Raw genomic sequence first — 20,716 nt, 5'->3', positions numbered from 1 at the left:
AATCGATTGAAAAACCTCTTCTTTTGGTACCTCGATCTTTTCCATTTCTTCTTCAAACCATTTTCTGTCCATACCGATTCACTCCTTCCAGCAGCTTTCTTAACTCCAACTTCCCCCTGTGGAGGTACGTTTTCACCGTTCCCTCAGGTGTATCCATCGTTTCGGAAATGGCCTTGATGGACTGTCCCTGAAAATAGAATAAGATAATGACTGTTTGGTAATGTTTGTTCAACGATGCCAGTGCCGTGATTAAATCCATCCTGCCTTCTATATCCGATTCTTTTTCTGAGACGATTGCGTTATCGAGAAATTCATCACCTGTGAAGACAATCCGCTTTTGTTTCTTCAGGAATCCATACGCCGTATGAATCAGTATCTTGACGAGCCAGGTGCTGAAGTACTCCGGATTTTTCAATCGGGATATGGAAGTGAATGCTTTACACACCGTCTCCTGCACCACGTCGAGTGCATCTTCTTTATTTCTTACATACAGGTATGCCGTCCGGTAAAGCTTCTCGCTTTCTGATTGGATCAGCTTTTCGAATGCTTGTTCATTCCCTTTGATGGCTTTTTTCACGAGTTTTACATCCATTGGTTAACCTCCTGTCAATCATTAGAGTCGGGTGGGCTGGGAAAAGTTTCAAGGGATTTTTATGGGGATGGGATCGTTTTGAATTTACATATATTTCAAAAAGACGCAATTAGGGGGGAAAGTGACGTAATTATCGTGAAATTGACGCAATCACCGGTGGAAACGACGCAATTATTCCGAAAATGACGCAATCATCACCAAAAATGACGCAATGAAACAAGAATGAGGATGAAGTTCAGTCACCACAGTCTACAAAAGAGCTCATAACCCAACGACGAATCATAAATCCTCTTCAGCAAAGACCATTCTCCTTAAAAAAAGAAGCTTATCCCCATCGATAAGCTTCAATCGGTCCGTCCTGTATAAATCATCACGAAATGGAGCACCGCTTCTGTTGCATTTTTATTGATATAGCTGTGTTCTTTATCAGCATGGAACTTGATCGAATCATACTGACCAAGCTCGAATACTTCATCCTCCACCTTCACACATACACTTCCTTCCATGACGGTGACAAATTCAATCACGCCTGGCTGGTGTGCATCGGCACAGTATTCGCTTTCCGGTTTCAGGAATGCTCGATGCGTTTCCAATGAACCGTATCCCGATGAAGTGAACATGGGTTCAAGGGTCAAAGAGTCATTGGCACTGATTACTTTATTTCCTTCATTTTTCCTTGAGATTTGAATTTCTTGTTTTTCCACAAGAAGGGCAGAGATGGGGATGGAAAGTCCGTTTGCGATTTTCCAGATGATCGTCAATGAGGGATTTGCCTCTCCCCTTTCGATTTTCCCCAGCGTCAAGGTGCTGACACCAGTGATCTCAGCCAGATCCTGTAAATGAAGACCGCGATCTTTGCGTATATTTCTTAGTGTCGCCCCTACATGCTGTGCTAATTTTTCAGGGTCCTGCCACGTTAAACCGTCATTGTTCATATTTCTACCTCTTTCTATAAGAAACGATTTAAAGTATATTATAATATATAACAAGTTAACTATAGTATATGTATCAGAAAGGAGTGTTCATCATCAAGGAACTGACCCTCGGTATCATCTCATCGATGTTTTTTGCTGTAACCTTTATCCTGAACCATTCAATGGAACTAACCGGAGGAAGCTGGATGTGGAGTTCATCACTGAGATTCCTGTTCATGCTCCCCTTCCTTTTCCTTATTGTAGGTTTTAGGAAGAATATAAATCAAGTATGGATTGAAATGATGAAGAAGCCATTCGAATGGCTGACGTGGAGTTTTGTTGGATTTGTTCTCTTTTATGGTCCCCTTACCTATGCGGCTGCTTACGGACCAGGATGGCTTGTTGCGGGTACGTGGCAATTTACCATCGTGGCGGGGATTTTGCTTGCTCCCTTATTTTACACAGCGGAGCCAGCCAGACGCAGGCATACCATTCAAAAAAAAGCTCTCGCCATCTCTTCCATCATTTTAGTCGGTGTGTTGTTCATCCAAGTGCAGAATGCAGGGGACTCGTCCTTTTCAGAAGTTCTTATGGGGGTTGTACCTGTGATTGTCGCAGCCTTCACATACCCGCTTGGGAACCGTAAAATGATGGAGGTTTGCGGAGGCAGGCTGGATACGTTTCAACGGATATTGGGAATGACGATCGCCACGACCCCATTTTGGTTGATTCTCGGATGCTTTGCCCTTTTCAAAACGGGGACACCCAGTTCGTCTCAAGTGGCACAAACGTTTATCGTCGCCATCTGTTCCGGCGTGATTGCAACCTCCCTCTTTTTCCTCGCAACGAATATGGCGAGAAACCATCCCGGCAAGCTTGCGGCAGTAGAAGCAACACAGTCCACACAGATTCTTTTCGTCATCATGGGAGAAGCTTCGATCCTCTCTGTTCCATTTCCAGCAGGATCTGCTCTGATCGGCATCCTCTTGATTATCACCGGTATGATCTTTCATACGATTAATGTGAAACGAATGAATGCCGGAAGTATGAAGCCGATAAAGTCGGCAAGTAAAAAAAGAGGAGCATCCCACCCCGGGATACTCCTCCTTTCCATTTATTTAAATACCTGCCTTCTCATCCACTGGGTCGCAGCCCATTTATCCCCGATGACAACCGGTGCACCACCATGAAGCGTCAAGTCGTTCAACTCCTGATTATCATAGAAGTATTCAAAGTAAACGGCCATCCCTTTTTGAGGTGAGACGGAAAGACCCAGCTTCGGGAAGTACGTTTCGCCGCCTTCCTCGACGTCGTTCAGGTACATGACGAGAGTACTAATTCTCGGGTTTTTAACCGGTCTAGCTGATGCAGAAAAGAAATCGAAATGAGCCTTGTATTCCTGCCCCGGCTTATAGTTCAGGATTTGCAAACCTTCCCCGTGTTCAACGGGGATATTCATGATTTGAGAAACACGCTTTTCAATTCGTGTCACGACATCATGACTCTCTTCCAGAAAGACAGAACTGCTCGTTCTCAGTCCATCAACTGTACGCGTATTCCCGATTTTCGAGCGTTCCACCCGGTCCTTTGACAATTGAATGAGTTCATCACATTCTTCATGGCTCAGCACGTTTCCAAGTACGACAATCAGCGGTTCATCCATCTTCGCGATGATCTGAATATCCCTGTCTTCCGTCTTGATCTTATTCCCCGTATGGTGAAAAATCGTTTGTTCTTTTACAGCTACATCAGTAGTATCCATTGCCAACTTTCATCAACCTCTTATCGAATTTTTAACATTCAGAATTTTTATATTGGTGGAAGCTTCCTTTGTTTCTTCCAATCTAGAAAAACGATAGCAACAATAGCATAACTGTATATTTGATTTGGCTGTTTCCTCCTGCATGTCAAAATATGAGAGTGTATTTTTATATATTTTACACCCGGATTGAGGGGAATTCTATCTTTATTTTTTCTTTTTACTGATGAAAAATAAGGGAAATGACAAGACCTAATAGAATTGTAGGATTGGCGTGAGTTCAGGGGGATTAAGTCCATATAATTGTGTAAAAAGAAAGAGTCATTTTATTCCTTCTTGTCAACACTGTTTTCAACCACGATAAACAATGAGAAGAGGAATAAAATGACTCAATTACAGTTTAACCTAGATTTGGATTCTTTAAAAGAAGCAGTGATTAACTCTAATATCGAAACCGTTGTAAGATCTGCCATCGTTCTTGTTTTAAATGAATACATGGAAAGGGAGAGAGACCAATACCTTAAAGCAGCCTCTTACGAACGATCTACTGATCGTTTAGATTATCGTAATGGCTACTATGAACGAGACTTTACAATGAGTGTTGGAAAAGTCAAATTGAAGGTGCCACGAACCCGTAATGGAGATTTTTCGCCTTCCGTATTTGAAAAATACTCACGGTGTGATCAAGCGTTTGTCCTTTCTATGATTGAAATGGTGATCAATGGTGTTTCGACTCGTAAGGTTACTCATATTGTAGAACAGCTTTGTGGAGAAACAGTTTCTAAATCATTCGTTTCTTCCCTGACTCAAAAGTTAGATCCTATCATTAATGATTGGGCTAAGCGACCTTTGAACGGAACTTATTTTCCATATATATTTGTAGATGCCATGTATGTAAAAGTCCGCGAACACCATCGTGTCGTTTCAAAAGCCGTCTACATTGCGACAGCTTTATCAGAAAAAAATAATCGTGAGATTTTAGGCTTAATGGTCGATCATGCCGAGAGCTACGAGAGTTGGAGTAGATTCTTTCAACAGCTGAAATCCCGCGGTCTACAATCCCCTAAGCTCGTGATTTCAGATGCCCATAAGGGCCTTCAAAAGGCGGTCCTACGTGAGTTTATTGGTACCAGTTGGCAGAGGTGTAATGTACATTTTAAACGAAACATCATCCAACACCTCCCAAAGAAAGATTCTAAAGAAATTAGAACCATGATAAAGAGGGTGTTTGAAGCTGTCAAAATTGAAGATATGAGGAACTTTAAAGAAGAGCTGATGAGTCAGTATAGCGAGGATACCAAATATGAAAAAGCGCTGGCCATCTTTGATGAAGGCTTTGAAGATACCATTCAGTACATGGACCACCCTGATGAAATTCGGCCGCATATCCGCAGCACCAACTGCTTAGAACGTTTGAACCAAGAGGTTCGAAGAAGAGAAAAGGTCATACGGATTTTCCCTAACACGCAGTCAGCCTTTCGATTAGTCGGAGCCGTTTTGTTCCATTATCAACAAACTAATTATTCAAAGAGAAAATCCTTTTAGTAAGCCCTAAGCATTTTTGAATGAAACTTCCCATTCAAATGGTTTCATATCCAGGTCAGGCTGTCAAAGTGAAGAGCCTTTGACAGCCTGACCTGGATATGAAGGAATATCTTCAGGGAAGTTTCGCAAAAAAAATGTTGAATTGAATAGTTATAGCTGATTAATAGTTGAAAAAGACAAGTAAGGAATTTACACAATATTAAGGACTTGACTTTCAGGGGCGTCACAGAAAGGACACGTATGAGTTTTATGCGTCAGAATTGAGATTTATGCGTCGGTTTCAGCGATTATGAGTCAGCTTTCGGTTTTATGCGTCACTTTTCAACTTTATGCGTCGATTCATCCCATTTATTCGTCCCACCCCACTCCATAAAAAAAGACCGCCGAATCCCATTCGGCAGCCCTTCAACTCTATTTCTTCAATCCTTCATACTGAACCAATACTTCTTTCACGATTGCACTATCCACATCCAGTCCGCTCACTTCTTTCAACACGTATGCAGGTCCGTGTTCCTTGATCATGCCCTGGATTTCCATTGCCTGCTCATCTTCCGGATTGTCAAACAATAATGCTGCGGCAATCGCTTTAGCGAGATAGGAATAAGAAAGTCCCGCTTTCTGAGCTTCTGTCGTCGGGCGAATCAGACGGTCGTCGGGGCCTAGTTTCCTAATCGGTGCTCTGCCGACACGGGTAACATCGTCGTTCAGGTACGCATTTTTGAAGCGTTCGATGTTTTTCCCAATATAGGCAAGATGCTCTTTTTCATCCAGCCCGTATTGTTTAACAAGATAAGCTCCAGTCTCTTTCAATGTCTCCTTGACCTGTTCGGCGATGCTGTCATCCGCCAAGGTCTGATCGATGGTTGACTTCCCTTCTAGATAACCAAGGTATGCAATGACCGCATGCCCTGTGTTCACCGTGAACAGCTTACGCTCGATGAACGGAGCAAGGTCTTCGACGATGGTCATCCCTTCAACATTTGGGATATCTTCCTTCGTCTCTACCACCCACTCATAATAAGGCTCAACAAGGACATCCAATGAACTCTGATCCTGCATCGGCACAATGCGGTCGACGGCTGAATTAAAGAAGTATACCTTTCCTTCAAGCTTCGTGATAGTTTCTTCATCAAGATTCTCTAAAATGTGTTTTTTCAAAATATCAGTGGCACCAATTTGGTTCTCACATGCGATCACATATAGGGGATCTTCAGAAGCATCCACACGTTTAGCAATCCCTTTGGCAATCAGGGGTGCGATTCGTGGAAGGATGTTCGGTCCGATCGCCGTTGTCAAAAATGTAGATTGTACGATCGTGTCAATGACTTCCCCTTCCTGATGAAGGTTGTTCAGACCTGACACATTCTCGATCGTCTCTGTTTCCATTGATTCCGTCGCAAGCTTCACTTGGTAGCGACCTTCTTCATTCAGTTTGTTGATCAACTGCTCAGCGATATCCACAAAGGTCACGTGATAACCTGATTGGGAAAACAATGCTCCGATAAACCCTCTGCCTATGTTTCCTGCTCCAAAATGTACGGTTTGTTTCAACGTCATCATTCCTTTATCAAATTAGTTTGTAAGTAATCCAGAAAGAGATCTTCTAATTTCTTTCGTATGATGGCTTCGTTCGTGGACGAATAAATCATCATGCTGATATGATCTTCGATTAAACTTGTACTGATCAGGCTGAGGATCTCCTGTTCCCGCCTGCTCAATTCTTCAGGTGCAAGCATAAGAAGAAGGCTCTTCATCTCCATTTCCTGCCCGTCCATCCCTTTGATCTTGCACGGTACATCCAGATGGGCTACCTGGAAGATGAGCTTCTTCACGTTGTCATCCCGGCAGTGAAAGAGTCCCATATTCGTATTCGGGATCCCAAGGCCACCCTTTTTCTCCCTTTCCATCAGCTGTTGCATGACGACTAGAGGCTCTTGAAGAAGGTCATTCTGTTCACCCTCTTCCAGCATTTCGTTCAGAATTTGAAGATGATTTCCACCAGAGTGCTTCCGGTATACCCGGAAATTGGTGAGGATGGCTTCCATGCTGGAATGAACCTCCTTGATTTCCTGGAGAAGTGTCCGGACTTCGGTCTTCTCCCCTGATTGTGCGGAGGACTTCAAATATTTTTTCCTGGTCAGCTTTTCTACATTATTCTGAAGATAACTTTGAATGAACCCGATATCCTTCTCGCTCAATAACGGGCTCACCAGAATATAGTCCACTTCCGTAAATGGGAGTCTGACCGTGGAAATGACGATATCATAGTCATCCAAGTTCGCCGTTTGGAAATCCTTAATGGACAGGATTTCAACCTTGTTAATCATCGTCAGTTCACGCTGGATGCGGCTTGCGAGCATCTTGGATGTGCCGATCCCCGTCGGACAGACGACCACGGCTTGAATACTGACCTTTTCTTCGTTCATCAGCATCGCCGAACCGAAATGGAGGACAATGAAGGCCACTTCATCGTCTGGGAATGAAATATCCTTAAATTCCATCTCAAGACTCTTTTTCACAGCTAAAAATAGCACAGGGTATTTCTTTTTGATTTCATCCGTCAATGGGTTGAATAAATCCATTTCTTGCTGAAGTCTGAAGATGGACGGCCCCATATGGGCAAGCAGTCCCTGGAACAAGGAAAAGTCATCAGACAGATCCACATGGAGATTCTCTGATACATCCCTGATGACATTCTTGATGAGATGCCCAAGCAGAATGCTGTCATAATAGACGACGTCGGGATCCTGTACCTTGGATCCTTTTAATATGACGGTAAGAAACTGAATATCTCGAATCGTCATCCTCACCGAAAGTCGTTGCTTCAGTTCTTCGACAATCGTATTCATCAATTCAAATTCAGTGGAACCATGACCATCAACCGGTTCATCATGCTGCAATCCGAAGCCGTTTTCCGTACGCTGGATCGTCAAGCAAATATGAACGACCAGACCGATATAATCACTGTCCGTTAAGGTGATCTGCTTTTCTCCCAAGTAATGATTCACCACCTGGTCGACTGCGGTTAAATAGGCTGGATCGAAATATCCGAGCACCGGCTCATCCAGGTGATTCCCCTTCTGCATTCCATACAGGGTCTCAATGATCTCTTCATAAAAATAGACAAGAAAGAAGCTTGCCAGTGCATGTCGTTTTTCGGCTTCATCTGCTGTAAGCTCTACCCCGACCCCTCTCTTACGCGTCAGGGTGATGCCGAATTTATGCAGCCAATCTGCCAGCTCATCAAGATACGAGGTCAAGGTCGTAACACTGATCCCCAGCTGATTTGCCAACACCTGTTTTTTAAAAGAAGGGCCTTCATGAAGAAGGATGATCAATAGATTCAGCTTTCGCTCCTCAGGTGTTTCGTCTGTTGGACTCACATCCGCCAGACTCTGGATCAACTTATAAATATGTTCATTCTTCCCATTGATGAACAGTCCTTCATTAGCTGTCCGCTTCAGTTCTAAGTGATATTCTTTTAAAATGCTTTCGATTGATTTGAGATTTCGCTGAACGGTTCTCCCGCTCACATTCAAAAACGCAGAAAGAGAGTATACGGTATGCTTTCCCGATGTTTTTACAATCAATTCAATGATGGATTTTTCTCTTGACGTAATAAACATACTATCCCCTCTTTCCCTCAAATAGCTTTTCTTGATACAAAGTAGAACAGAAAGGCAGGGATCCCGCCTTTCTGAATGATTGTTCTAGTTGCTGTTGATGATGTCTTTCAGTTCTTTGGCTGACTTCGCTTCAACCATCTTATCGACGTTTTCCTGCTCGGAGCAGACAACGGCGATACCTGAAAGGATCTCCAGATGCGTACCGTCTTTACCGGCGATACCGAAGATCATCTTCGCTTTTTCACCGTTGAAGTCCACGCCATTCGGAACTTGAATGACCGTGAAACCTGATTTGATGACGGCTTTCTTCGCGTCTTCCGTCCCGTGTGGAATGGCTACATTATTACCCATATAAGTAGATGTGATTCCTTCTCTATCAATCATAGCATCTACATAGCTTTCTTCCACATATCCTGCTTTAACAAGAGCTTCTCCAGCGAATCGGATTGCCTCTTCTTTTGTGGCAAATGATTGATTCATGAAGATGTTCTCTTCAAGTAGAAGATCATCATCGTGATCTGCATTCGGTTCAGCATTCACTGCTTCTTCCTCTGCTTCTTCTACAACCTCTGCCTGTTCATCCGTGATTCCGTCCTGAAGACTTGCAATCAGCTTGTCATACTCAGGGCTGGATAAGAAGTTATCTACGGAAATATGATACACATTAGGAAGTTTACTTTTCGCACGTGGCGTCAGTTCTTCCTGTGTGATGACGACTTGCGCATCAGATGGAAGATTGCTGATGGATGTATTTGTTACACTGACATCCAGATTTGCTGCCTTCACTTTTTTACGTAGAAGGGAAGCACCCATGGCACTTGAGCCCATACCTGCATCACAAGCAAAGACGATTTTGTTTACTTCTTCAGGCAGTGTTCCCTTGCTCACATGACCGGCAACGGAACTCTTCTTGCCTTTCATTTCCTGCATTTTCTTTGTTGCACCTTCAATATCTTCGTCTGTCGCTTTGCTTGATTTCAAGACGATGGCAGACACGATGAAGGACACGACTGTTGCAACAAGTACCGCTGCAAAGTTAGCCAGATACGCCATTCCCTCAGGAGGTGTAACGGCCGTAATCGCAATGATACTCCCAGGTGATGCCGGTGATACCAGTCCACCGCCCAATAATACAAGGGTGAAGACTCCACTCATTCCACCTAGGATGACGGAGATGAATAGCATCGGCTTCATTAATACGTACGGGAAGTAGATTTCATGAATCCCGCCAAGGAAATGAATGATGGCTGCCCCTGGTGCCGATTGTTTTGCTGTTCCTCTTCCGAACAACATGAAGGCTAGTAGTACACCAAGACCTGGTCCCGGGTTAGCCTCTAATAAGAATAGAATCGATTTTCCACCCTGTTGTACCTGCTCAAGCCCGATTGGTGATAAAACACCATGGTTAATGGCATTATTTAAAAATAGAATCTTCGCAGGTTCGATCAGGATACTTGTTAAAGGAAGTAATCCTGCCGCAACAAGCCAGTCAACTCCGGCAACGAGTACATTTGTGAAAGAGTGTACTGCAGGTCCGACTCCCAGGAATGCTAAGATAGCAAGGATCCCCCCAAGGATACCCGCCGAGAAGTTATTCACGAGCATTTCAAAACCTGCTCTGATCTTCCCTTCAATCATTCCGTCGAATTTCTTGATGACATATGCTCCTAAAGGACCCATAACCATGGCACCTAAGAACATCGGTGTATCCGGTGCACCGACAATGACACCCATTGTCGCGATCGCACCCACGACCCCACCACGCTGGTCGTGTACGAGCTTACCTCCTGTATACCCGATCAATAGCGGTAACAGATACGTAACCATCGGCCCTACTAGTTTGGCAAGGCTTTCATTTGGAAAGAACCCAGTTGGTATGAACAACGCTGTAATTAAACCCCAAGCGATAAATGCACCGATATTCGGCAGAACCATAGAACTGAGGAAGTTACCAAACTTTTGTACCGCAACTTTCATATTCGATTGCGCCACTTCTCTCATCCCTTTCATGAATAAATAATAATTTCTTATTTTTTATGATAGGCCTTACAGCATAGAGCATTCAAGGATGATGAAAACTAACTTTGTCACCCTGGTGACGACAAACCTATTGTTTCTCGGTCGGGGGAAGTTATTCTGTAGTGAATTAGGTCATAAAAAAAAAGAGAACAGCATCGTACTGTTCTCTTTGTGAAACGAGGCTGCAGGAGCCAAGGTACCTGTCCCCTTGGGTCCCTTTACTCATCCAACTTCAATTTCGTTTTATTATCAATGTATTTGGTCATGCTGTATCCTTCAATGACAAGCTGTTTCGGCACAATGTCTTCATCGGAAGACTGATTATAGTATTCAATTGATTGCTCTGTATCAAAATAGCGGGGTCGTTCCTCTAGATTAAAGACATACTCCTCAGGTTTGTGAATATTCCCGTCTCTGTCCATCAGCACTCCGTCACCCCCATTTATACCAATAGAGATATTATCATCCGCTCTTTCATTATAATCAAAGAAACCGAAATGAATATTTTCGTACTTTCGTTCCTTGTTCACATCATGGGTCAATTTCACATGTGCGGGATTCCCAACTTCTATATTATTAATCGTGACGGTGTTCCCTTGATACTGGAATGTTTGTGGGAGATCGTTTGCGGAACCCAACTCAACCGTTTTGCGATCGTCTACCGTTAGATGGATAGAGTCGAATTGGACCGTCACCTCATCTGGATCGTCAAAATAGAGTGTATCGAAGCTTGACGTAAAGGAGTCCCAGCCCTGTTGATCATATGAGTCAACATACATATTCCCTCCGTATATATTTGCTTTTTTCTTTTCTCCATCGACAGTGATAGAATCAAAGTTGATTCTATCAATTCGTTCTTTCTCCCGATCATTTTGAAAACCATATTGTAGAAGTGTAGTAGTCGGAGCTATGGTCAGTTGATCCAAGCGTACAGGGATCCCGCTTACTTCCACCACCTGATTCAGCATATGTACCCGGGAAGATTGCTTTTCAAATGGGATATCGAAGCTCCAATCTCCTTCAGCAAATTTCATCTCCATACCTCCGGCCATTCCCTCCTTCGGATCGGCTAGCACTTTCATAAGTCTTGCCACGTTCAGTTTAATGGTGCCCTTATCAACGGAAACCGGCAACAGACTCATTGTTCCTCTGTATACATTTTTTTCGTCATTATGTATGTCATCCTGATCGATTGGAGGGGAGTAATATTGGTTATTCGAATCCATCTTCAGAACATCCCGTTCATTCTCGATAAAGATGCCTTCATAATTACTCATCATATACCGTTCATCTTTCTTCTCATTCTCCACTTCATAGAAAACAAGCGTCTGCACGTCGTCAGCCACAACGCTTTTGATTGTGATCTTGACGCCATTACTTTCCGCCTCGAGATCCAAACGTTCAGCGAGACCTTCCTGTAGAAAGGACCGCAGCTGTTCATTCTCTTCTGTATAGGAATAATAGAGCTTCGCAAATCCTCCGGTCACCAATCCCGTTATGAAGAGGATGGCGAAAACACCAGCAACAGAAAGCAGAATCGACTTTCTTTTCTTCTTATGTCTTTGCCTGCGTTCTTCCCTTTCGAGTAGCCTTGATTTGATTCTGTCCATGAAACCTGCAGGAACATGTGTATCTTCCCCCAATTGGGTAAGTGCGAGGGTTACTTCCTGGAACGAGGCAAGGTCCTCCTGACAATTCGGGCAATGATAAATATGTATTTCGAAATCCACTTTTTCTGGGCGATCCATATTTCTTCCTAGGTAATCCAGATAATGCTCTTGATAGTTGTGACAGCCAGCGACCCCGGTATCAGACCCCATCACTTCCCGCAGCTTTCGAATTCCTGAGAATAGATGGGATTTCACCTCATCAACGGTGATGTCTAGGATACTGGCAGCTTCTTCATTGGAACACCCTTTCACATACACCAATGCCACAGCCTCTTTGTCCCCTGCATCAAGGTGTTGAAAAACGCCAAATGAATCTTCTCCATCTGTACTCGATGGGCGGCGTGACATCTCCAAACATTCCTTTAGGAAAAAGGATATGGCAGAAAACCCCTTACTGCGTTTATGCGCTTCTTTCTCAAAATGGATGATCGTACGGTAAAATGCATCCTCTATATCTTGTTGACACTCTATGAAAACCCTACCCATGGCGTAGAACGAATCCTTTTCCCCTTCAAAACGGTTAAGAATCGTTTCCATCTCCCTTTTATTGATCCATTTAGCCGTTACGGTACTGGTTTCCACTTTTACCATAGCTGTCTCCCCCCTTCCAAATACCTACATTTAATTATTTCAAAATTCCCAATACTTCACAATCCTTTTCTTGAAAATCATCTTCGAAACTCTGAAATCTAATTGACGAATCTCCAAGATCTCATCTATAATTTTTTTACCAAAGTGATATTTATTAGGATATGAAAGAGGCGTGAGAATGAAAACAAAGGATAAGTTCATGGACTATTTTCACTCGCAGTCGGAGGAAATCATTGATAAATGGTTAGGGATGCGTGAGGTTGATCAACTTTCAATTTTTGATGCGAATGCTTCTACAGAGGTTGAAGAAAAACTGAAGCAGGAATCGGGAAGTTTTATCCGTTTTATGACGGGTACCATTGCAGATAAGAACGAGGAGCTTCCCCAGGAGCTCCTCGACTGGTCAAACACTATAGCCAAAGAACGTGTGAATGATGGAACAAGCATTGATAAAGTATTGGATCAATTTCACCGATTCAGATTCCTGTATTTTCATTATTTGAAGACCTGGTTGATTGAAAACGAAGAATTAAAGCAGGAAGACCTTTTTGATATGATCGAAACCTATCATTCTACCTTCGATAAAGTGATTAAAACCTTTGTCATCTCATATAAAACTCATTATGAAAATAGATTAAAAGATCAGATGGGGCTGATCAATGAATTAAGCTCCCCCATCATCCCACTGTCTGAAACGATCGCAATCCTTCCCATTATCGGGGACATTGATACAACGAGGGCCAAGTATATAATAGAGCATGCCCTGGCGGAATGTGTCAAAAAGGAAATCCAGCATCTCGTGGTGGACCTTTCAGCCGTCCCAATTATTGACACCATGGTGGCTCAGAAAATCTTTGAATTGATGAACTCTCTCACATTGGTAGGAGTCCATCCACTGATTACGGGGATTCGGCCTGCCATCGCTCAAACCGCCGTCCAGCTCGGGATTCCTCTTGGGGATTTGAACATTCACTCCACCATGATCCAGGCATTGAAGAACCTCGGATACAGCATTAAAGAAAGTAACTGACCAAATGAAAGAGGTCTGGACCCCACTCGGCCCAGACCTCTTTCATTTTTTATTTATAAACGATCCATTTCACCCAACACTGAATGCATATCCAGCTTCACCATCTCCTGTGCTTTAGAAAATGTAAATGCCTCATTCGATACCCAGTGATTATATAATTTAGACAGAGCGTTCCGATGATAGACCGTTCCTTTCACCTCTGTGAAGAAGTAGATGATCAACAGGTTGGTCACATCGGTTGGAAGTGATCTCTTCCGCTCAATCCCTTTTAGAGAGAGGATGTCCAAGCCCCTTAAGGGACTGCCGATCACGGTTTCAGCCATATGAAAATGGTCGGCTGTTCCGCATAGCGCCACGAGTTCTGGATTCAATTCGTCAAATTTCAAGTGAATTCCCCTTTTACATAGAAAGTGTACATATATGTAACACTTTAATCTTACTAGAGTATAAGATTACCTGCTATGTAGTATAACAAAAAAAGGTCACAGAGAGACACTTCTGTGTGTTAATGTTTACTTAACCAAAATTCCATGACTTTCTCATTTGATGAAGGATAAATCAGATTTTTCACCTGATGTTCCATCAAATAACACTCAGTGACCCACTCAGGGAGGACAGCACATTTTTCCTTCCATAGTCGGGTTCGCTCTAACGCATCCTCAACACGCATCTTCACCCATGTATCGGCCACCATGTTCCCTTTATCCCCTGTCGCTTCCATCACCAGTGGATGGACGGACCGGTTGTAGTATGGGGTGCCGTTATCCAGGTGACTCATGTTCCTTACCCATATGACACTTTCCTTAGGCAAAAAACCGATATTCCGGTTCTCTGTTGCAGGCTGAGTATATTCCTCCAAGTAACAGAAGCAGCCAGACCACTCCTGATCAGCCTCTTTTGGCAAGGTGATTTCGGTTGTATAAACCGGTTGCCCCGTATAAAAGAGATTCTGCACCTCCCGATTGATAAAAACCGGATTTCTTTCACCATCCATGCAGTCAGAATTAGGTGATCCACATCTGAATCCATAGTGATGATTCCGGATCATTTTAACGAATTTCATGGTGCCCCCTCCTTCTAGGGTGAATTTCACTAAGGGACTATCTTACCAAATTCACTCTATAATGGGGGTATTTCCCTATATAGATTGGTTTTAAACAAAAAATTTCATCATTAATAAAAAAAAGAGCGATGATTCCACCGCTCTTTTCTTCACCTTACCCCTGTTCGTTTAATGCCCTTTCAAGAGTAGAGGTAACTGAAATATTCTCAAATGAAATTCCAAGTTGAATCGCCGTTTGTGCAATTTCAGGACGGATGCCTGAAATCGTGCTCTTTACCCCGATTAAATTCAAGCTTTCTATGATTTGGAATAGCTGGTGGGCAACCATCGTATCTACCATGATGACTCCGGATAAATCAATGAATAGATGCTCTACATCCTTTTCGACACACTCAGCCAGAGTATTCTCCAGGATGTATCTGGCCCTGCCCGTATCGATGTCTCCGATCAACGGAAGAACACCGGTTTTTCTATTCAACAAGATGACTGGTGAACTTAATTCCTTGATCATCTCCTGCTGAGCATTCAGACGTCTTTGTGAGTACTCATAATTCTCTTCTGCGAACTTTGAGATAACGAGACTAAAGGTCTGGATGATCAAGTTTCTTAATGACTCAATTTCCTCGAGGGAATATTCACTGCCATGCAAACGGATGAATTCCTTTAAGATTTCTAAGTATTGCTCCTGAGTCCTGAAAAATTCCCTCAGGATATAATGGGTCGGGGTTTGCAAATGTTCTTCATCCTTGGCAATTTCCTCGATCCATTGCTCGAAATTGCATAATGTATCCTGACCCACATCTTTAAAAAGATCACAAAAGCGTTCGTGGAACGCGTGGTTTTGTTCCTTCAATGTTTGGATAACATTCGAATCCTTGGAGGCGTATACGCCAGACGAATCACTTTTGTCCAGGGAGTCGTACCACATTTCCGTCAGTTGCCACGTGCGTTCGCTCATAAACTCATAAAACTTTTCCGATACCTGCATATTCGACCTACTTTCCTTATGAAGAGCTAAATAGATTTGATGGTCCGTTCTTGAGTATTTTTTTATTCCTCTAAGTGTAATGTACTATGTCCCACACATAAAAGAAAGCAAAAAGTTCAGCCAATAGCCCCTAGTATTTCCGCCTCACATTTATTGAGACAAAGGGCATGATTTTTTAGGAATTCACTGGAAAGAAAGATAGACCTTTTACATTTTTTCTCAAATCCTAACCATAATCCTTTGACGATTTCAGAGTAAGAGATTTACAGTTTAACGTGAACCCGTAAATGGGATCATCACGATCAACCCATTTCTTGGAGAGCGCTCACCAGGAATGTAATAAAAGAAAGAAGGCGTATGGATTATGTGTGGAATTGCAGGCTGGATTAACTGGTCAAGAGAACTTACAAATGAGGGACGGACCTTGAAGAAGATGACCGATGCCATTGAACATCGTGGCCCCGATGCAGAAGGAAGCTGGATACAGGGTCATGCTGCACTCGGTCACCGGCGACTGATTGTCATCGATCCGGACGGCGGGACGCAGCCCATGCTCTATCAGAACGGAAAAAACACCATTGCTTTGACCTATAATGGAGAGCTTTATAACTATCTGGAGTTGCGGGATGAACTGGAGGAGAAACATCACCGGTTTACGACAAACTCCGATACAGAAGTACTTCTTCATGCCTATCTTGAATGGGGCGAGGATTGTGTGCATCATTTCAACGGCATCTTCGCTTTCGGAATCTGGGATGAAGGAAAAGAAAGACTCATGCTCGGACGCGATCACCTTGGAGTGAAGCCGTTATTTTATACCATAAAAGATGATGCGATTCTGTTCGGTTCGGAAATCAAGGCTTTACTTGCCCACCCGGACGTTCAGGCGGAAATCGATACGGAAGGCTTGTCTGAAGTATTTGGGCTCGGTCCGATGAAGACACCTGGAAAGGCCATTTTCAAAGATATATATGAAGTTCGTGCAGGCCACTATATGACCGTTACGAAAAAAGATCGTAACACCGTGCAATACTGGAAACTGGAAAGTAAGGAACATACTGATGATGTGGAGACTACGGTCGAAACGATCCGCGGACTGCTTGAGGACACAGTCAAGCGACAGCTGATCGCTGACAAGCCACTTGTGTCCATGCTTTCAGGTGGACTTGATTCCAGTGGACTTACGGCGATAGCCGGTAAGGAGTTCAAGGAAGAAAATAAAGTCCTCCCTACCTATTCCATCGACTTCGTCAACAACGAGGAAAGCTTCAAGGAAGACTTCCTTAGACGGGACCTAGATGAACCGTGGGTGAAGCGTGTATCCGATCACGTCGGCACCGATCACACCTCTATCGTCTTTGATGCAGAGAAACTTGTGGACAATCTCTTAACCCCTATGAGAGCACGTGACCTTCCGGGAGTCGGGGAAATCGAGACATCCCTTTACCTGTTGTTCAAAGAAATGAAGAAAGAAGCAACCGTTGCTTTATCAGGAGAATCTGCAGACGAAGTGTTCTCTGGTTATCCATGGTTCCATCAAGATGAATTCCTTGAGGCTGATGTATTTCCCTGGCTTCTGAACATCGGCGGGATCGCCGGTGTGCTGAAGGAAGACCTGAAGGACAAACTGAGAATCCAGGAATACCAGAAGAAACGATATCAGGAAGCACTTTCTGAGCTCCCTCTATTAGAGGGCGAGAGTGATGTCGAGGCGAAGCAAAGAAGGATGTCCTATATGTTCATCACCCGCTTTCTGCCGTTCATGCTCGACCGGAAAGACCGGGCGAGTATGATGACCGGATTCGAGGTACGGGTACCATTTTGTGATTACCGCCTTGTAGAATATCTATGGAATATCCCATTCGAAATGAAGAATATCGATGACATCGAGAAGGGGATCCTCCGCCGAGCATTTGAAGGCTATCTGCCTGACGATGTACGGAATAGACGGAAGAGTGCATATCCAAGTACGAAGGATGACGCTTATCTTGACGGGGTTAAGAAATGGATGATGTCCATATTGGATGACCCATCTTCACCGATTCTCCAGTTGATTGAGGTGGAGACTGTCAGAAAGATTGCAGAAGGAAAAGGCAGCCTGCCTGATTCCAGTGCGAAGGGTTTATTGGATTATTTGATTCAAGTGAATGGATGGCTGAAAGAGTACAATATTAAGATTGCCATCTAATGTAAAGGAGCCAGAGGGACAGTTCCCCTGGCTCCTTTCTTTGTGAAGACCTTATGGAAACGTCGAATTCTACAATTATTTATCAATTTCCGGGGAAATAGTTGTAGAAGTTTGTAAGATGAATGTGCCTGTTTTTCGGATGCTGCCCCCGATCATTCTCCTGTCTACTCCTGAACAGTTTATTTCTTCTTGCCTCTCCCTTGCTCAAATGGAATAATATACCTATAAATTGTTTTATTTCCAAGGAGGAATGTCCTATCCGCACATCACCTGAAGTCGAACATTATTTCCACACCATTGAAATCAGTACTTTCCATGTGAATGAATCCGAAGACACTCTTGTGTTTAGTACCAATCTAAACGGAAACTATAACCTTTGGGCGATGGATCTTCCCCACCTGTTCCCCTACCCCCTGACGACCATCAACCAGAACAGCAGCCTCATCCACATCGGTCAGGATCAGATCGTCGCAACATTTGAGGTGGATGGAGATGAAAATTACCATCTGCATTATATGTCTCTATCAGGAGGAACCCCGGTTCCCTTTCATGAGGAGGAATCCGGTTCCACCTGTTATCATGCCTATTTTACAGATAATCAGGAAATGTATTACTCTACCAATCACGAAAATCCATTAATGAACATCTACAAAACAGATTTACAAACAGGGCAAACCATGTTAATCCAGGAAGGAAAAGAAGCCCCCATCGTGGTGGCAGCCGTATCTGCCGATGGAAGCTATGTATTCACAGAAACCTACTCCAACACCTATGCCACTGCCTTCTATCAGTCTGGCAATAAGAAAATCCCGATGGTTCCGGACCCTGCAAGTCCTCATATGATCAATGATGTTCTTCTGACAAAGGATTTCGTCTATTTCACGACTAACTATGGAGAAGAATTTTCATACCTGGCTTCTTTTAACCTTTCAACCTATGAATTTCACCCTGTCTTTACGTTAGAAAAAGAAGAATGCACATCGATTCAATACTGCGAGAAGTCGAATAGAATCCTCGTCACTACAGAAAAAGGCGTCAAAGACCATCTATATGAGTATGATTTGTCGACATTGAAGGTGGAGCGCATCAGTATCCCATGTGATGTCATCAAAAAAATAAAGATCACCAAGAAAGGGAACCTGTTTCTGCTCGGTCTTTCAGCTGATAGAACCGATGCGATTTACAAAAGAGATACGAGCGGCGAGTGGACCCAGATGACAAATGCCAAAGTACTTGGCGTTTCAGAGGAAAGCATGATCAAACCGGACATCGTGCATTATGAAAGCAGTGACGGACTTGAAATCGAAGCCCTGCTATTCAAACCGGAAAAACCAAACGGATATAGTATTCTTTGGCCCCATGGTGGACCGCAGCAGACGGAGCGGATGAAATACAGACCCCTGTTTCAATACCTGGTCCAAAGCGGCTACACCCTCTTAGCCCCCAACTTCAGGGGCAGCAAACGCTACGGAGCTTCCTTCGAGAAAATGGTGGAACAGAACTGGGGGGACGGACCTCGATATGACTGTGTGGCAGGGTTGGATTGGCTCATCAAGGAAGGGATTGCCGAAAAAGGAAAGATCATCGCGATGGGCGGAAGCTATGGAGGGTATATGAGCCTGCTTCTTGCCGGGCGGCATCCCGAATACTTCTGTGGAATCATAGACATCTTTGGCATTTCCAATCTCCTGACCTTCCTTCAGAAAGCAAAGGCAAGCTGGAAGCCACTGATGGATCAAATGGTCGGAAATCCGGAAAAAGACTATGACAAGCTTATCAGGGATTCTCCTATTACCTATATCGATCACATGAACTCGCCAATGTTCATTGTTCATGGGGAGAATGATCCGAGGGTGAAAACCGAGGAGTCGGCACGCATTGTAGATCAGTTAACAAAGAAAGGAATCCCTGTTGAATATCTCCTGTTCTCTGATGAAGGGCACGGATTTACGAAGAAGAAAAATGAAATGCAGGCTTATAAAGCGATTCGCACATTTCTGGATGGATTGGTAGAGGCAGGGATTTAATGCCACTACATTCTGCAAAAGGGGGTTTCTGGTTGGAAAATATCGGCGTTTCCCTCACGAACATTGCTGCAGCACTTATCTATATCGGTCTCTGCATCCCGTTACTTCTAGGGAAAGCCAGCATGAATACCATTTACGGTATCCGTATATCAAAATCATTTGAGTCCGATGAAGCCTGGTATAAGATTAACCGGTATGGCGCCATGCAGATGATCCTTTGGTCTTTCCCTTTATGCCTGGCCGGAATCGTCTTTCTGTTCTTGCCTCCTTTTACGGGGACAGCTGAGGTGATACTGGTATTTTTACCGTGCATATGGATCATTCCACCTATTGTAGGGATTTTCTTTTATGCCAACAGACTGTAAACATTTCATCCACCAAAGAAGATCTGTCCACATCAGTGCCAGATCTTCTTATTTTTTCGATATATTTTTGGTTCCCCCTTGCTCTGAAACCCGTTTCATACATTACATTAAAGGAGAAGGTGAGAAATCACATTCAAAAGATTGGCGTAACGCTTCTAAAGCGGCGTGACAATCTCGTTATGAAGAGGCAAGGACAAAAGGGCTGTAGCAAAAAAATCCGAACGATGATTCGAAATTCTTTAATGGAAATCGAACTTGTTCGGATTTTTTTATTGTTCTTAAAGAATATAATGGGTATTTTGCAGGTTCTAGCTGTTGATTGGAGTGCATGACGAAGAC

Annotated in this window: 15 protein-coding genes and 1 pseudogene; 6 read left to right on the top strand and 10 right to left on the bottom strand. The window is 43.5% G+C overall.

What is annotated here, in order from left to right; genetic code table 11:
• Positions 1-44 precede the first annotated feature (44 nt).
• Both ACIGG7_RS03980 and ACIGG7_RS03975 read right to left on the bottom strand, forming a co-directional pair.
• A pseudogene (locus ACIGG7_RS03980) lies at positions 45-592 on the bottom strand (sigma-70 family RNA polymerase sigma factor); the annotation flags it as partial.
• A 344-nt stretch (positions 593-936) separates the two neighbouring features.
• Positions 937-1,527: a helix-turn-helix domain-containing protein gene (locus ACIGG7_RS03975; protein WP_397548902.1), complete on the bottom strand. Its 591-nt coding sequence runs from the start codon at positions 1,525-1,527 to the stop codon at positions 937-939.
• Positions 1,528-1,619: 92 nt separating this feature from the next.
• Between ACIGG7_RS03975 and ACIGG7_RS03970 the strand changes: the two genes are divergently transcribed.
• Positions 1,620-2,696 (top strand): DMT family transporter, encoded by a 1,077-nt coding sequence (locus ACIGG7_RS03970; RefSeq protein ID WP_397549092.1) that lies wholly within the window; start codon positions 1,620-1,622, stop codon positions 2,694-2,696.
• Here the strand turns inward: ACIGG7_RS03970 and ACIGG7_RS03965 are convergent.
• Positions 2,621-3,268: a 2OG-Fe(II) oxygenase gene (locus ACIGG7_RS03965; RefSeq protein WP_397549091.1), complete on the bottom strand. Its 648-nt coding sequence runs from the start codon at positions 3,266-3,268 to the stop codon at positions 2,621-2,623. The two genes, ACIGG7_RS03970 and ACIGG7_RS03965, sit on opposite strands and share 76 nt — an antisense overlap.
• Positions 3,269-3,649: 381 nt before the next feature.
• Here ACIGG7_RS03965 and ACIGG7_RS03960 point away from each other — a divergent pair, with 381 nt between their 5' ends.
• Positions 3,650-4,810 carry an IS256 family transposase gene (locus ACIGG7_RS03960; protein ID WP_397548901.1) on the top strand — a complete coding sequence of 387 codons (1,161 nt, stop codon included), beginning with the start codon at positions 3,650-3,652 and terminating at the stop codon, positions 4,808-4,810.
• Positions 4,811-5,221: 411 nt separating this feature from the next.
• On the opposite strand, the gene ACIGG7_RS03955 is transcribed toward ACIGG7_RS03960, so the two are convergent.
• From ACIGG7_RS03955 to ACIGG7_RS03940, 4 genes are all read right to left on the bottom strand, one after another.
• Positions 5,222-6,361: a mannitol-1-phosphate 5-dehydrogenase gene (locus ACIGG7_RS03955; protein ID WP_397548900.1), complete on the bottom strand. Its 1,140-nt coding sequence runs from the start codon at positions 6,359-6,361 to the stop codon at positions 5,222-5,224.
• Positions 6,362-6,366: 5 nt separating this feature from the next.
• Positions 6,367-8,436: a BglG family transcription antiterminator gene (locus ACIGG7_RS03950; protein WP_397548899.1), complete on the bottom strand. Its 2,070-nt coding sequence runs from the start codon at positions 8,434-8,436 to the stop codon at positions 6,367-6,369.
• 84 nt (positions 8,437-8,520) lie between these two features.
• A complete protein-coding gene (locus tag ACIGG7_RS03945; protein ID WP_318246438.1) occupies positions 8,521-10,428 on the bottom strand; it encodes a PTS mannitol transporter subunit IICBA in 1,908 nt (635 codons plus the stop codon).
• A 245-nt stretch (positions 10,429-10,673) separates the two neighbouring features.
• On the bottom strand, positions 10,674-12,716 hold the full coding sequence (locus ACIGG7_RS03940; RefSeq protein ID WP_397548898.1) for a DUF4179 domain-containing protein: 2,043 nt from the start codon (positions 12,714-12,716) through the stop codon (positions 10,674-10,676).
• A gap of 178 nt (positions 12,717-12,894) precedes the next feature.
• Here ACIGG7_RS03940 and ACIGG7_RS03935 point away from each other — a divergent pair, with 178 nt between their 5' ends.
• Positions 12,895-13,746 carry an STAS domain-containing protein gene (locus ACIGG7_RS03935; RefSeq protein WP_397548897.1) on the top strand — a complete coding sequence of 284 codons (852 nt, stop codon included), beginning with the start codon at positions 12,895-12,897 and terminating at the stop codon, positions 13,744-13,746.
• 53 nt (positions 13,747-13,799) lie between these two features.
• Here ACIGG7_RS03935 and ACIGG7_RS03930 read toward each other — a convergent pair whose 3' ends face one another.
• The 3 genes from ACIGG7_RS03930 to ACIGG7_RS03920 form a co-directional block, all read right to left on the bottom strand.
• Entirely contained in the window at positions 13,800-14,132 is a 333-nt protein-coding gene (locus tag ACIGG7_RS03930) for a hypothetical protein (protein WP_397548896.1), read from the bottom strand.
• Between the two features lie 119 nt (positions 14,133-14,251).
• Positions 14,252-14,809, bottom strand: a complete 558-nt coding sequence (locus ACIGG7_RS03925) for a hypothetical protein (protein ID WP_397548895.1) — start codon at positions 14,807-14,809, stop codon at positions 14,252-14,254.
• Positions 14,810-14,963: 154 nt separating this feature from the next.
• Complete coding sequence (locus ACIGG7_RS03920; protein WP_397548894.1) at positions 14,964-15,797, bottom strand: STAS domain-containing protein; 834 nt, start codon at positions 15,795-15,797, stop codon at positions 14,964-14,966.
• Between the two features lie 364 nt (positions 15,798-16,161).
• Between ACIGG7_RS03920 and asnB the strand changes: the two genes are divergently transcribed.
• The 3 genes from asnB (at position 16,162) to ACIGG7_RS03905 (ending at position 20,377) form a co-directional block, all read left to right on the top strand.
• On the top strand, positions 16,162-17,985 hold the full coding sequence (gene asnB, locus ACIGG7_RS03915; RefSeq protein WP_397548893.1) for an asparagine synthase (glutamine-hydrolyzing): 1,824 nt from the start codon (positions 16,162-16,164) through the stop codon (positions 17,983-17,985).
• A gap of 317 nt (positions 17,986-18,302) precedes the next feature.
• Positions 18,303-20,012: a S9 family peptidase gene (locus tag ACIGG7_RS03910; protein ID WP_397548892.1), complete on the top strand. Its 1,710-nt coding sequence runs from the start codon at positions 18,303-18,305 to the stop codon at positions 20,010-20,012.
• 32 nt (positions 20,013-20,044) lie between these two features.
• The gene (locus ACIGG7_RS03905) at positions 20,045-20,377 is read left to right on the top strand and encodes an SdpI family protein (RefSeq protein ID WP_397548891.1); all 333 of its coding nucleotides are present in this window, start codon (positions 20,045-20,047) and stop codon (positions 20,375-20,377) included.
• Positions 20,378-20,716 lie beyond the last annotated feature (339 nt).

It is taken from the genome of Rossellomorea sp. NPDC077527 (assembly GCF_044542955.1).
In the GTDB taxonomy this organism is placed as follows: domain Bacteria; phylum Bacillota; class Bacilli; order Bacillales; family Bacillaceae_B; genus Rossellomorea; species Rossellomorea aquimaris_E.
The sequence above is the reverse complement of the archived record's forward strand: the minus strand, read 5'-3'. Positions and strand labels throughout refer to the sequence as shown.